The following is a 15,277-nucleotide window of genomic DNA, read 5'->3' as shown; positions in this document are numbered from 1 at the left end:
AAGTCCAGGATCACTGAATGTTCACATCGACACTTGCCGGAAGGTCAATGCGCATAAGTGCATCGACGGTCTTCGGCGTTGGATCGAGAATGTCGATCAGACGCTTGTGAGTGCGCATCTCGAAGTGCTCGCGCGAGTCCTTGTACTTGTGCGGCGAACGGATAACGCAGTAAACGTTCTTTTCGGTTGGCAACGGCACCGGGCCAACGACGCGTGCACCCGTACGGGTAACGGTCTCCACGATCTTTCGCGCAGAAGCGTCGATAGCCTCGTGGTCGTAGGCCTTGAGCCTGATGCGGATCTTCTGTCCGGCCACGCTTGTCCTCTCCTCGGTCGGCGCGCCCCAATTAAAGGGGCGTCGACCCTGTCAATGTTTCTCGACGCCGTCAGCAACTATGGCCAGCGCCAGAAATTAAAACTGGGTTGTGCATTACTTCAAAGCGATTTCGTCTTCGATCGTCATGGCAAATTAACTTTTGGCCATGACCCGAGCGGACGAATAACGCCTTGCACTCAAATCCCAGTGGAAAACAAGTCCCCCTCGTGGGGCTCTTCATTTTGCCTACTGCCGCTGTTAATTTGCCATGCCACCTCCGACCCCCGCGGTCGGGCGTGTCGCCCGTTTTCTCCGTGAGGCACGATTGGGAAGAAACTTCCCTACGTGGTCATGCTCGCCTTACCATAGGCGCTAAGTCCAATTTCGTACTGGTTCCCAGCTGGGCCTGATACGACAATTGGCGCGAACGCCTTTGTTAAAGCAACCCCCGTATTAAAGCACGTCCGCACTGCAAATGTAAAATCGCGATTCCAAAGTGCAACGTACATCACACTCATTACGGAACAGTCTGCTTAACGACGGCTATTGCGCCGGCCCCATCCCGTCTAATGTCGGCTATGTACAGATACAAAGAATCCCGACTTCCGCTTACGCGGAGTCGGGATTCTTCTAAGACCTAGTTAAAGCATTTCCCAATTGGGGAGAAGACTTACTTAATGATCTTGGTAACGCGGCCAGCGCCGACGGTGCGGCCACCCTCGCGGATAGCGAAGCGCAGGCCCTCGTCCATTGCGACCGGCTGGATCAGCTTGACAGACATGTCAACGTTGTCGCCCGGCATGACCATCTCGACACCTTCCGGCAGGGAAACGACGCCGGTGACGTCGGTGGTGCGGAAGTAGAACTGCGGACGGTAGTTGTTGAAGAACGGGGTGTGACGGCCGCCCTCATCCTTGGACAGGATGTAGACGGAACCCTCGAACTCGGTGTGCGGGGTGTAAGCGCCCGGCTTAGCAACGATTTGACCGCGCTCGATGTCCTCACGCTTGGTACCGCGGAGCAGCAGACCACAGTTGTCGCCAGCCTCAGCGGAATCCAGCAGCTTGCGGAACATCTCGATACCGGTAACGGTGGTCTTCTGGGACTTCTCCTTGATGCCCAGAATCTCCACCTCGTCGTTGACGTTCAGAACGCCGCGCTCAACACGACCGGTAGCAACGGTGCCGCGACCGGTAATGGTGAAGATGTCCTCAATCGGCATCAGGAACGGCTTGTCGGTCTCGCGAACCGGATCCGGGATGTTCTCGTCGCAGGCTTCCATCAGCTCGAGGATGGAGTTGACCCACTTCTCTTCGCCCTCAAGAGCCTTCAGAGCGGAGATGTGAACGATCGGAGCTTCCTCGTCGTAGTCCTGCTCAGCCAGCAGCTCGCGGACCTCCATCTCGACGAGCTCGATAATCTCTTCGTCGTCGACCATGTCGCACTTGTTCAGTGCAACGAGGATGTACGGAACGCCAACCTGGCGAGCCAGCAGAACGTGCTCGCGGGTCTGCGGCATCGGGCCGTCAGTAGCAGCAACAACCAGGATTGCGCCGTCCATCTGAGCAGCACCGGTGATCATGTTCTTGATGTAGTCGGCGTGGCCCGGGGCATCGACGTGAGCGTAGTGGCGCTTCTCCGTCTGGTACTCAACGTGGGAAACGTTGATGGTAATGCCACGTTCCTTCTCTTCCGGTGCCTTATCGATGGCATCGTAAGCGAACGACTCGTTCAGGTCCGGGAACTTGTCAGCCAGAACCTTGGTGATAGCGGCGGTAGTGGTGGTCTTACCGTGGTCAACGTGACCAATGGTACCGATGTTGACGTGCGGCTTCGTACGCTCGAACTTCGCCTTTGCCACTTTTAGTCCTCCTGGAGGTCTAGGTGGCCACGACTCTCGCAGCCACAATTTTGTGGTCACTCTATCCGCCTTCACAACATCAGAAGCCTTCAAACTGTTCGCTTACGACTTCGGAACGTGCGCGCGCAAAAGAGCACTATTCTTTCACTGTGCCAGTTACTCGATACTAGGGCAGGATACTGGAGTTTTCCAAACCAGACCAACCCCCTAGTTAAGGGTGGGTAACGGCCAGCAACTCACATCGTTATTTACCAGCATAAATGCTAGATATTTGAGCAGCGATTTAACATCGACCAACGATATGAATTGCGAGCAGCTACCCCCTAGAGCTTGTCTGTGCTAACACGAGCCAAGAGTCTGGCGACATCTCAGCACAGTCAAATCTTAAGGGAATCTACTAAAAAGCTGCAGACCCTCGCACTGCACCGTCTAAAAAGAGTGACAGCGCAGTGCGCACAGAGATGGGGTCAGCCCTGATAGAGCGCCCCACCCTGCCGATGCAATTTAAGCGCCGGTGCGCGCTGCAATGATCTCCTCGGCCACGGAGGAAGGAACCTCAGCGTAGGAGTCGAAGATCATGGTGTAGTTAGCGCGACCCTGGGTCTTGGAACGCAGGTCACCAACGTAGCCAAACATCTCGGACAGCGGAACCAGAGCCTTAACAGCCTTGACGCCCGTACGGTCCTCCATGGAGTTAACCTGACCACGACGGGAGTTGATGTCACCGATGACCTCACCCATGTACTCTTCCGGAGTAATGACCTCAACGGCCATCATCGGCTCGAGCAGGACCGGCTTAGCCTTCTGGACAGCTTCCTTCAGAGCCTGCTGACCAGCAATCTTGAAGGCCATTTCAGAGGAGTCAACCTCGTGGTAAGCACCGTCGAGCAGGGTTGCCTGGATGTTCACCAGCGGGTAGCCAGCCAGGGTACCGTACTGCATTGCGTCCTGAATACCAGCGTCGACAGACGGAATGTATTCCTTCGGAACACGACCACCGGTCACCTCGTTGACGAACTTGTAAGTGGTGGACTCACCCTCTTCAACCTCGTCAGTAGACGGAGCGTAAGGCTCCAGAGCAATGATGACGCGGGCGAACTGACCCGAACCACCGGTCTGCTTCTTGTGGGTGTACTCGAACTTCTCGACCGGCTTGCGGATGGTCTCGCGGTAAGCAACCTGCGGGTTACCGATGTTTGCTTCGACCTTGAACTCGCGCTTCATGCGGTCAACCAGGACGTCAAGGTGGAGCTCGCCCATACCGCCGATAACGGTCTGGCCGGTTTCCTCATCCAGGCGAACGGTGAAGGTCGGGTCCTCTTCAGCAAGACGCTGAATAGCGGTACTCAGCTTCTCCTGGTCAGCCTTGGACTTCGGCTCAATAGCAACGGAGATAACCGGATCCGGGAAGGACATGGACTCCAGAACGATTGGAGCATCCTGTGCACACAGGGTGTCACCAGTGGTGGTGTCCTTCAGACCAATGAAGGCGTAGATGTTACCTGCCACTGCCTCGTCAACAGGGTTCTCCTTGTTGGCGTGCATCTGGAACAGCTTACCGACGCGCTCCTTCTTGTCCTTGGTGGAGTTCAGGACCTGCTGGCCCGGCTCCACGCGACCGGAGTAAACGCGGACGAAGGTCAGCTTACCGAAGAACGGGTGAGCAGCGATCTTGAATGCAAGAGCAGAGAACGGCTCATCCTTAGACGGCTTACGAACCATATCGACGTCCTCGTCGCCCATCTGGTGGCCGTGCACCTCACCGATGTCCAGCGGATTCGGCAGGAAGTCAATGACAGCGTCGAGCAGCGGCTCAACACCCTTGTTCTTGTAAGCGGTACCACAGTAGACCGGGTAGACCTCAGAGTTCAGAACCATCTTGCGGATGGCGCCCTTAATCTCGTCCATGGTCAGCTCTTCGCCACCGAAGTACTTTTCCATGAGCTCCTCGTCGGACTCAGCGACGGTCTCAATGAGCTTCTCACGGTACTCGTTAGCCTTGTCGACCAGGTCAGCCGGAATCTCCTCGACCTGCGCAGGAGTGCCAATCTCGACCTTGCCCGGCCACATGAGGGCCTTCATCTCCAGCAGGTCAACAACGCCGTCGAAGTCATCCTCAGCGCCAATCGGCAGCTGCATAACCAACGGCTTAGCGCCCAGGCGGTCAACGATGGTGCCAACGGTGTAGTAGAAGTCAGCGCCCAGCTTGTCCATCTTGTTGACGAAGCAAATACGTGGGACATCGTACTTCTGAGCCTGACGCCAAACCTGCTCAGACTGCGGCTCGACACCTTCCTTACCGTCGAAGACTGCGACGGCACCGTCGAGCACACGCAAGGAACGCTCGACCTCAACGGTGAAGTCGACGTGACCCGGGGTATCGATGATGTTGATCTGGTTGTCGTTCCAGAAACAGGTCACAGCAGCGGAGGTAATGGTAATACCGCGCTCCTTCTCCTGCTCCATCCAGTCGGTTGTGGACGCACCATCGTGAGTCTCGCCGACCTTGCGGTTAATACCCGTGTAGTACAGGATGCGCTCGGTCGTAGTCGTCTTACCAGCATCGATGTGCGCCATGATGCCGATGTTGCGGACCTTGTGGAGGTCCTTCTTAACGGGAAGTGCACCTTCAGCCACTTGATTCCCCACTCGTTTCAAATCGGTTTGGCGGTGAGGCTCAATTACGGGATTGCAATTGGCCGTCAAATCCGCCGTCGGTCGGGTTTGCTTTATCTATAATGCCACCGTCTTGGCGCGAAGTCGCGCCGTGACGTACACCTTTTGCGTAAATTCTACGCAAGACATCGGGTGTAAGCGCCGGGCTGGCCCTATTTGAGTGACCCTTAAAGATCCGTGGACCGCGACCGACGCGCGCCGTTGACATACCGGCAGCTGCTTTACGACGGTGACCATTCGCGGCCTCCGTCGATAAGCGATTACCAGCGGTAGTGAGCGAATGCGCGGTTTGCTTCCGCCATCTTGTGAGTGTCCTCACGACGCTTGACGGATGCACCCAGGCCGTTGGATGCATCGAGGATCTCGTTAGCGAGACGCTCGGTCATGGTGTTCTCACGGCGCTGACGGGAGAACATCAGCAGCCAGCGCAGTGCCAGCGTGGTGCCACGGCCCGGACGAACCTCGACCGGAACCTGGTAGGTGGCGCCACCAACACGGCGGGAACGAACCTCAAGAGCCGGCTTGACGTTCTCGATTGCGCGCTTCAGAGTCAGCACCGGGTCAGTACCGGTCTTCTCTTCGCACAGCTCAAGTGCACCGTAGACGATGCGCTCTGCAGTCGACTTCTTACCGTCGATCAGAACCTTGTTGACCAGCTGCGACACCAGAGGGGAGCCGTAGACCGGGTCGTTGACGACAGGACGCTTCTGTACTGGGCCCTTACGTGGCATGGCTTACTTCTCCTTCTTTGCGCCGTAGCGGGAACGAGCCTGCTTGCGGTCCTTGACACCCTGGGTGTCGAGGGAACCACGGACGATCTTGTAGCGGACACCCGGGAGGTCCTTAACACGGCCACCGCGAACGAGCACCATGGAGTGCTCCTGCAGGTTGTGGCCCTCACCCGGAATGTAAGCCGAAACCTCGATACCGGAGGTCAGGCGAACACGAGCGACCTTACGAAGAGCCGAGTTCGGCTTCTTCGGCGTGGTGGTGTAAACACGGGTGCAAACGCCGCGGCGCTGAGGGGAACCCTTCAGAGCTGCGGTTGCAACCTTAGCCTTCTTGTCATGGCGGCCCTTGCGGACCAGCTGCTGAATAGTGGGCATGAAGCCTCTTTCTGTTTTCAATCCTCGCTGGACATTCTCACGCCCGATGCCAACCGCAGCGGAGTAACCACCTTCCGTGTGAATGCATCACAAGAAAAGTTATTACTCATCCAGTGGTGAGCCCATCGGTTGAACGCAAGAAATGGAGGGATTTTGAACGTGCGAAACCCAGTCAGCCGCTCTCGCTGGCCTACTGGGTAATGTCTCAAGTTCCCAATTCTTTTCTGGGATCGTTGTATAACAGTACGCGAGCTGCGGATTTAGTCCAAACACCCTGGTAATGGCCTATAAATTTCAAGTACTTTGAGCGCTTGTGGGGTTGGTGATCAAATTTTTGAGTGTTAAGCACGGCGCGCCTCGCCCCAAAAGACGCTGACGATACTATGCCGGTTTGAAGCGATAACCCGGTCAATTCTGCCGCTCGCTCGGTTTGCTCACTTTAGTGTCTTGCGCCAGTACTGGAGAAACTAAGTCGTCATGTTCACTGCGGGCGGATGCTGATTCATTGCCTACACCCCAGTGTCGGCGTATAGGTGGGGACATGTCTAAGAAGGTCATTGTCATTGGCGGTCACGGCAAGGTGGCCCAAATCGCTACTCCCCTACTTATCGACGATGGCTGCGAGGTCACCTCTGTTATTCGCAACCCCGACCAGGTCCCGGATATCGAGGCTCTCGGGGCCACACCAGCCGTTTACGACATCACCAGTCTCTCGACAGAGCAGTTTGCGGACCTTCTCAGCGGGCATGATGCCGTGATTTGGTCCGCCGGCGCTGGTGGAGGTTCACCAGAACGGACTTACGCGATCGACCGCGACGCAGCTATTACTTCGATTGCCGCGGCCGAGCAGGCTGGCGTTAAGCGCTACGTCATGGTCTCCTACTTTGGTGCGGGGCACGACCATGGCGTTCCAGAGGATCACAGCTTCTTTGCCTATGCCGAGTCCAAGGCTGCAGCCGACGAAGCGCTGCGCGCTTCAAACCTTGAGTGGACCATTCTCGGCCCGAGTGCGCTGACGCTCGACAAGGGCCAGGATTCCATCGACACCACGGCGGACAAGGCAGGCGAGGTCGCTCGTGCGACCGTTGCCAATGTCATATCGCAGACCGTGTTCAACGAGGCTACCGTTGGTCGCATGATTAACTTCAACGAGGGCAACACCCCGATTGCAGAGGCCCTCAAGGAGTAGAGGGAGGAAGCCGGGGACAGACCCCCTAGCCCCTCCCTCCCCTGCCCCTGCCCCTGTTCCTATCGCTTTTCTTCAATCTCCAGCTGAGTTTTCCAGTTGAGTTGCCTCGACAAAGAAAAATCCTCCGGCACGACCGTGACGAACTAGCAAGCTGCTAGTAAGCCACAACTGTGCCGGAGGATTTTTCCGGTTGCCACCTAACAGTTAGCGCACAGCCCCAACTGCCAAGCGAGGTGCTTTGTCCGACAGCGGCCGGGGAATTCTCCCGCTCCCCAGCCGCGGCCGCAAAGCTATTGATTTTTACTCGAAGGTTCCGATGTCATCCAGCGGAACTGCGGAACCGACCTGGTCAATGCCGTAGGTGTCCTCGGCACCGTAGAAGCCCTCACCGAAGGAGGCAAATGGTGCGGCTGCCTGGCGGGCAGCTTCCTCAGTCGGCTCAACAGTGATGTTGCGGTAGCGCGAAATACCCGTACCAGCCGGGATTAGCTTACCGATGATCACGTTCTCCTTCAGGCCGATGAGCTTATCCGAGCGCTTGTTGATAGCGGCGTCGGTAAGCACGCGCGTCGTCTCCTGGAAGGAGGCCGCGGACAGCCAGGACTCGGTGGCCAGCGATGCCTTGGTAATACCCATCAGCACGCGACGGCCCTCGATGACGCTGCCGCCGGAGGCAACAATCTCACGGTTCTTAGCCATGACCGTGGAGCGCTCGACCAATGCGCCTGGCAGCAGGTCGGAGTCACCCGGCTTGGACACAATCACGCGGCGCAGCATCTGGCTGACAATAACCTCGATGTGCTTGTCGTGAATGGCCACACCCTGGTCACGGTAGACCGACTGGACTTCCTCAATGAGGTGACGCTGGACACCGCGGCGACCTAGGACCTCGAGGACCTCGTGCGGATCGGCAGCGCCCTTGAGCAGCTGCTGCCCCTTAACCACATGGTCACCATCGCGGATGGCGCGACGACGGCCATCGACGGTGATTTCAGCCAGACCCTGACGCTTGGACAGCTTGTCGTAGACGACCTCGTCCTCGCTGTTGGCATCCGGGATGAGGGTGAGCGTGTAGAAGTGCTCGTCCTCCTCCAGGCGCACGCGACCGTTTTCGCGAACCAGTGGAGCCTTGTTCTTCGGCACTCGGGCCTCGAACAGCTCCTGGACACGCGGCAGACCACCGGTAATGTCGCCACCGACACCACCCTGGTGGAACGTACGCATGGTCAGCTGGGTACCCGGCTCACCAATGGACTGCGCAGCGACAATACCGACAGCCTCTCCGATGTCGACCAGCTTGCCGGTTGCCATCGAACGACCGTAGCACTTGGCACAGACACCGGTTGCGGTGGAACAGGTCAGAACCGAGCGGACCTTGACTTCCTTGACACCGTGGCTGAGAGCCAGGGTGATGTGGTCGTCGTTCAGGTCGGTGTCAGCCTCGATAAGGACATTGCCCTCAGCGTCGGTGACATCGGCTGCCAGCACACGAGCGATTGCAGCGGTTTCGACGTACTTCGCACGACGAATCTCACCGGTCGGATTGCCGGTTGCGTCCAGAACATCCTCGCCAATCTCGACAACGACACCGTCGTGGGTGCCACAGTCCTCTTCGCGAACGATGACGTCCTGCGCAACGTCGACCAGACGACGGGTCAGGTAACCCGAGTCAGCGGTACGAAGCGCGGTATCGGCCAGACCCTTACGGGAACCGTGCGAGTTGTTGAAGTACTCGAGAACCGACAGGCCTTCGCGGAAGGAGGTCTTAATCGGGCGGGTGATGTATTCACCACGCGGGTTCGTAACCATGCCCTTCATGCCGGCCAGCGAGTGAATCTGGCCCATGTTACCGGCAGCACCCGACTTCACGATCATCGGAATCGGGTTGTCATCCGGGTACAGAGCCTCGACCTTTTCACCGACCTCAGCCGTCGCGGCCTTCCACAGGTTAACCAGCGACTCGTGACGCTCAGCAGCCGAGAGCTTACCGCGGCGGAACTTCTTCTCCACCGTGGCGGCCTTCTCTTCGTAGCCGTTCAGGATCTCACGCTTGTTCGGGAGAACCAGCACGTCAGACATAGCAATGGTGACACCAGAACGGGTAGCCCAGTAGAAACCAGCATCCTTGAGCTTGTCGACGGTCTGAGCGACCGTAATCATCGGGTACTTGGCAGCCAAGTCGTTGATGATCGCAGCCTGCGGCTTCTTAGCCATAACGCCTTCGACGTATGGGTAGTTCCACGGCAGCAGGTCGTTGAACATAACGCGGCCCAGCGTGGTGGAAGCCAGCCAGGTATCGCCCTTGTTCCAACCATCTGGAAACTGCTCGGACTCAATCTCGGCCGGCGGACGCAGGTGGCTGATGCGAACCTTAATTGGGCTCTGCAGGCCAATTGCACCGCGGTCGTAAGCCATGATGGCCTCGGCCGGGCTGGTGTAAATACCCTGCTCCGGTGCGTCCTCGGTGGCATCCTGGTGGCCACCCGGCAGCTCCGGCTTCTCCAGTGTCAGGAAGTACAGGCCAGTGACCATATCCAGACGCGGCATAGCCAGCGGCTTACCGGAAGCCGGCGACAGAATGTTGTTCGAGGACAGCATCAGGACGCGAGCCTCGGCCTGTGCTTCAGCGGACAGCGGCAGGTGAACTGCCATCTGGTCACCGTCGAAGTCGGCGTTGAAAGCCTCACATGCCAGTGGGTGCAGCTGAATTGCCTTACCCTCAACCAGGACCGGCTCGAACGCCTGAATACCCAGGCGGTGCAGCGTAGGTGCACGGTTCAGCAGGACCGGGTGTCCGGTAATGACATCTTCGAGGACGTCCCACACCTCTGGGCGCTGACGCTCAACCATGCGCTTCGCGCTCTTGATGTTCTGCGCGTAGCTCTTGGCCACGAGCTCCTTCATAACGAACGGCTTGAACAGCTCAAGAGCCATCAGCTTCGGCAGACCACACTGGTGCAGCTTCAGCTGCGGGCCGACGATAATAACCGAACGGCCGGAGTAGTCAACACGCTTACCCAGTAGGTTCTGACGGAAACGACCCTGCTTACCCTTGAGCAGGTCGCTCAGGGACTTCAGCGGGCGGTTACCCGGACCAGTGACCGGGCGGCCACGACGTCCGTTGTCGAACAGTGCGTCAACGGATTCCTGAAGCATGCGCTTTTCGTTGTTGACGATGATCTCCGGAGCGCCGAGGTCAATCATGCGCTTCAGGCGGTTGTTGCGGTTGATGACACGACGGTAGAGGTCGTTCAAGTCCGAGGTCGCAAAGCGGCCACCGTCGAGCTGCACCATCGGGCGCAGCTCCGGCGGAATCACCGGGATGCAGTCGAGCACCATAGCGGCCGGGTCGTTGCCGGACTGCAGGAATGCAGTGACAACCTTCAGACGCTTGAGGGCGCGCATCTTCTTCTGTCCCTTGCCGTCGCGAATGATCTCGCGCAGCTCCTCGGCCTCCTTGGCCAGGTCGAAGTTGCGGATCAGGGTCTGAATAGCCTCAGCACCCATACCACCGGTGAAGTAATCCTCGTAGCGGTCGACGAGCTCGGTGTAAATGCCCTCGTCGATAATCATCTGCTTCGGCTCGAGCTTGATGAAGGTGTTCCAAATCTCGTCGAGACGATCCAGCTCGCGCTGGGCGCGCTCACGGATGTGGCGCATCTCGCGCTCGGCTGCAGACTGAACCTTCTTACGGGCATCAGCCTTGGCACCCGCTGCCTCGAGTTCAGCCAGATCCTCTTCCAGGGTCTGGGCGCGCTCGGCCAGCTCCTGGTCGCGATCGTCCTCAACCAGCTTCTTGTCCACGAGCATGTCTGCTTCGAGGGTTTCCTGGTCGTTGTGGCGAGCCTCTTCATCCACGGAGGTGATGATGTTGGCAGCGAAGTAGATGATCTTTTCCAGATCCTTCGGAGCCAGGTCGAGCAGGTAGCCGAGGCGGGACGGCACACCCTTGAAGTACCAGATGTGAGTGACCGGAGCGGCCAGCTCAATGTGGCCCATGCGCTCACGGCGAACCTTCGACTTGGTCACCTCAACGCCACAGCGTTCACAGATGATGCCCTTGAAGCGAACGCGCTTGTACTTACCACAAGCACACTCCCAGTCACGGGTCGGGCCGAAGATACGCTCACAGAAAAGACCATCCTTTTCCGGCTTCAGCGTACGGTAGTTAATCGTCTCGGGCTTCTTGACCTCACCGCGAGACCAGCGGCGGATGTCGTCGGCGGTAGCGAGCCCAATCCGGAGCTCGTCAAAGTTGTTGACGTCGAGCACCTGTTTTCCCTTTCCCTCCGCATCGAAGTAATGCGGAAACCAAATTCTCTGCGGAGGTTTTTGTACGTTGTCGTCTGTGTTGGGTTATTCGCGAGTTAGGGCTTCCCGACCCTGATACTCACGCAATGTTTCGTCGTGAAGCGAGAAACTATGCGGAGTCAGCGTCGGAACGCTCATCGCGGGACAGGTTAATGCCGAGGGAAGCGGTCGCGTGGTCGAGTTCCTCATCGTCGGAGGAGCCCAACTCAACCGGAACGCCGTCGGCCGAAAGGACCTCAACGTTCAGGCAGAGCGACTGCAGTTCCTTCAGAAGCACCTTGAACGACTCCGGAATACCCGGATCCGGAATGTTGTCGCCCTTCACGATTGCCTCGTAGACCTTGACGCGGCCAACCACGTCATCGGACTTGATGGTGAGCAGCTCCTGCAGGGTGTAGGCAGCGCCGTATGCCTGCATTGCCCACACCTCCATCTCACCGAAGCGCTGACCACCGAACTGAGCCTTACCACCCAGTGGCTGCTGGGTAATCATGGAGTACGGACCGGTGGAGCGAGCGTGAATCTTCTCGTCGACCAGGTGGTGCAGCTTCAGCATGTACATGTAGCCCACCGAAACCGGGAACGGGAACTTCTCGCCAGAGCGGCCGTCGAACAGCGTGGCCTTACCGTCAGCGTTGACCAGCACCTCGCCGTCACGGTTCGGGCGGGACGACGCGAGCAGACCAGCGAGCTCCTCGTTCTCAGCACCGTCGAACACTGGGGTTGCGACCAGAGAGTCGGACGGAACGTCGTGCAGGTCGGCCGGAAGACGCTTAGCCCAATCCGGGTCGCCCTCAATGCTCCAGCCGGCCTTCGCCAGCCAGCCGAGGTGAACCTCGAGAACCTGGCCGATGTTCATACGACGCGGAACACCGTGGGTGTTCAGAATGATGTCGACTGGGGTGCCGTCCGGCAGGAACGGCATGTCCTCCTGCGGCAGGATTTTGCCGATAACGCCCTTGTTACCGTGGCGACCTGCCATCTTGTCGCCGTCCTGGATCTTGCGCTTCTGCGCAACGTACACGCGGACCATCTCGTTGACACCCGGTGCCAGGTCGTCATCGTCTTCACGGGAGAAGACGCGGACGCCGATGACCTTGCCGGACTCACCGTGCGGAACACGCATGGAAGTGTCACGGACCTCGCGGGACTTCTCGCCGAAGATAGCGCGCAGCAGGCGCTCCTCCGGAGTCAGCTCAGTCTCGCCCTTCGGCGTGGTCTTAGCGACCAGGATGTCACCGTCGCGAACGTCGGCACCGATGCGGACGATGCCGCGTTCATCCAGATCCTTCAGCATCTCCTCGGACGCGTTCGGGATGTCACGGGTGATTTCCTCCGGCCCCAGCTTGGTGTCGCGGGCGTCGATCTCGTGCTCCTCGATGTGAATCGAGGTCAGGATGTCCTCCTCAACCATGCGCTGGTTCAGGATGATGGCGTCCTCGTAGTTGTGACCTTCCCACGGCATGAATGCCACGAGCAGGTTCTTACCAAGTGCCATCTCACCGTTGTCGGTACCCGGACCGTCAGCGATGACCTGGCCGGCCTCAACGCGCTGGCCCTCGTCAACCAGTGGCTTCTGGTTGTAGCAGGTGCCCTGGTTGGTGCGCTCGAACTTGCGCAGCAGGTAGGTGTGGCGCTGGCCCTCATCGTCCATGATGGTGATGAAGCCTGCCGACACGGTCTCGACCACACCTGTGGCCGAAGCGACAATGACATCGCCGGCGTCGTAAGCAGCACGCTGCTCCATACCGGTACCGACGAACGGAGCCTCCGAACGCAGCAGCGGCACAGCCTGACGCTGCATGTTCGCACCCATCAGGGCACGGTTAGCGTCGTCGTGCTCGAGGAACGGAATCATGGCAGTAGCCACGGAGACCATCTGACGCGGGGAAACATCGAGGTAGTCGACCTCATCGGCGCGGACGGACTCGACGTCACCACCCTTCTTACGAACAGACAGGGTCTCCTGAACGAAGCGGCCGTTCTCATCAATCGGGGTGTTAGCCTGCGCGACAACGTAGCGGTCTTCCTCATCAGCGGTGAGGTAGTCGACCTCGTCGGTGATGACACCATCGCGGACGCGGCGGTACGGAGTCTCAATGAAACCGAACGGGTTCACGCGTGCGTAGCAGGACAGCGAACCAATCAGGCCAATGTTCGGACCCTCTGGGGTCTCAATTGGACACATGCGGCCGTAGTGGGACGGGTGAACGTCTCGAACCTCGAGACCAGCACGGTCACGGGTCAGACCACCCGGACCCAGTGCGGACAGACGACGCTTGTGGGTCAGACCCGACAGCGAGTTGTTCTGGTCCATGAACTGGGACAGCTGGGAAGTACCGAAGAACTCACGGATAGCCGCGGAGACCGGGCGCACGTTAATCAGAGTGGTCGGCTGGATCGACTCCACGTCCTGAGTGGTCATGCGCTCACGAACCACGCGTTCCATGCGGGACAGACCCACGCGAACCTGGTTCTGAATCAGCTCGCCTACGGTACGCAGACGACGGTTACCGAAGTGGTCGATATCGTCGGTCTCAACCGGAATCTCGACCCCTTCCGGCGAGGTCATAACATTCTCGCCGTCGTGCAGGCGCACGAGGTATTCAATGGTGGTAGCGATATCCTGTTCGGTCAGGACCATCTCGCCAGAGACCTCAGTGCCCAGGCCCAGCTTGCGGTTGACCTTGTAGCGACCGACCTTGGCCAGGTCGTAACGCTTCGGCTTGAAGAAGTTGTTCTCCAGCAGAGCCAGCGCGGACTCGCGCGTCGGCGGCTCACCCGGGCGCTGCTTGCGGTAAATCTCCAGCAGAGCCTCGTCGGTGTTTGCAACACCGTCCTTCTCCAGGGTGGCCATCATAATCTCAGAGAAGCCGAAGCGCTCCTTGATTTCCTCAGTGGTCCAGCCGAAAGCCTTCAGCAGAACCGTGACCGGCTGGCGACGCTTACGGTCAATACGAACGCCGACGGTGTCCCGCTTGTCGACGTCGAACTCCAGCCACGCACCGCGCGACGGAATAATCTTCACCGAGTGCAGCGGGCGCTCGGTGGACTTGTCGATGGTCTCATCGAAGTAGACGCCCGGAGAGCGCACCAGCTGAGAAACAACGACACGCTCAGTTCCGTTGACGATGAACGTACCCTTATCCGTCATCATCGGGAAGTCGCCGATGAAGACAGTCTGGCTCTTAATCTCACCGGTCTCGCGGTTGGTGAACTCCGCGGTGACGTAGAGGGGAGCCGAGTAGTTGATGTCCTTATCCTTGGACTCATCCACGGTGTTCTTGACGGAGTCGAACCATGGGTCCGACAGCGTCAGAGACATCTTCTGGGAGTAGTCCTCGATCGGAGAGAGCTCTTCTAGAATATCTTCGAGACCGCTGGTAACCCGAGCGTCTTCTCCGAGCTCCTCCTGGCGACGAGCGCGCCACTCAGGCGTGCCAATGAGCCATGCGAAAGACTCACGCTGCAGGTCGAGCAGACCAGGAACCGCAATCGGCTCCTGAATCTTTGCAAACGAGTACCTCTTCGAAGCTCCGGGAATACCGGTTACTGCCTTGGTCTGGCGGGAGACTGCCAAGATGCGTCCTTCCAGCACCTCACGCGGTGAAGCACACCGGCAACCGGTGGTGCGCTCCGCCCGCTTGGTTTATACGCGATTCAAGTTGCAGGAATTATTTCTGTTGCGCACCGGGATACTTTGCGTCTAACCTTTGGTCACACACGAAAGTGATTCCCCCGCCACTTGGCCTCCAAGACCAGCCTTTAAAAGGCGAGCCCCCGAGCCCTAACGACGGCGCCGCGGCAACTCCTTTAAC

At 58.5% G+C, this 15,277-nt stretch carries 8 protein-coding genes; 1 reads left to right on the top strand and 7 read right to left on the bottom strand.

The annotated features are described in order from the left end of the window. Window positions 1–10: 10 nt before the first annotated feature. From rpsJ to rpsL, 5 genes are all read right to left on the bottom strand, one after another. On the bottom strand, window positions 11–316 hold the full coding sequence (gene rpsJ, locus HMPREF3042_RS00920) for a 30S ribosomal protein S10 (protein ID WP_003938093.1): 306 nt from the start codon (window positions 314–316) through the stop codon (window positions 11–13). A gap of 670 nt (window positions 317–986) precedes the next feature. Next, on the bottom strand, window positions 987–2,177 hold the full coding sequence (gene tuf, locus HMPREF3042_RS00915; protein WP_005509995.1) for an elongation factor Tu: 1,191 nt from the start codon (window positions 2,175–2,177) through the stop codon (window positions 987–989). 504 nt (window positions 2,178–2,681) lie between these two features. After that, a complete protein-coding gene (gene fusA / locus HMPREF3042_RS00910) occupies window positions 2,682–4,814 on the bottom strand; it encodes an elongation factor G (protein ID WP_038627639.1) in 2,133 nt (710 codons plus the stop codon). 299 nt (window positions 4,815–5,113) lie between these two features. Then, window positions 5,114–5,584, bottom strand: a complete 471-nt coding sequence (rpsG, locus tag HMPREF3042_RS00905; RefSeq protein WP_016422052.1) for a 30S ribosomal protein S7 — start codon at window positions 5,582–5,584, stop codon at window positions 5,114–5,116. Window positions 5,585–5,587: 3 nt separating this feature from the next. Then, window positions 5,588–5,959 (bottom strand): 30S ribosomal protein S12, encoded by a 372-nt coding sequence (rpsL, locus tag HMPREF3042_RS00900; protein ID WP_005509887.1) that lies wholly within the window; start codon window positions 5,957–5,959, stop codon window positions 5,588–5,590. Window positions 5,960–6,500: 541 nt separating this feature from the next. Here rpsL and HMPREF3042_RS00895 point away from each other — a divergent pair. Further along, complete coding sequence (locus HMPREF3042_RS00895) at window positions 6,501–7,148, top strand: SDR family oxidoreductase (protein WP_070855817.1); 648 nt, start codon at window positions 6,501–6,503, stop codon at window positions 7,146–7,148. A 300-nt stretch (window positions 7,149–7,448) separates the two neighbouring features. Here HMPREF3042_RS00895 and HMPREF3042_RS00890 read toward each other — a convergent pair whose 3' ends face one another. Next, window positions 7,449–11,420, bottom strand: coding sequence for a DNA-directed RNA polymerase subunit beta' (locus HMPREF3042_RS00890; protein ID WP_005509745.1), 3,972 nt, complete (start codon window positions 11,418–11,420; stop codon window positions 7,449–7,451). A gap of 148 nt (window positions 11,421–11,568) precedes the next feature. After that, window positions 11,569–15,057 carry a DNA-directed RNA polymerase subunit beta gene (locus HMPREF3042_RS00885; protein WP_070855816.1) on the bottom strand — a complete coding sequence of 1,163 codons (3,489 nt, stop codon included), beginning with the start codon at window positions 15,055–15,057 and terminating at the stop codon, window positions 11,569–11,571. Between the last annotated feature and the right edge of the window lie 220 nt (window positions 15,058–15,277).

The sequence above is a fragment of the Corynebacterium sp. HMSC074C05 genome (genome assembly GCF_001838325.1).
In the GTDB taxonomy this organism is placed as follows: domain Bacteria; phylum Actinomycetota; class Actinomycetes; order Mycobacteriales; family Mycobacteriaceae; genus Corynebacterium; species Corynebacterium amycolatum.
The sequence above is the reverse complement of the archived record's forward strand: the minus strand, read 5'-3'. Positions and strand labels throughout refer to the sequence as shown.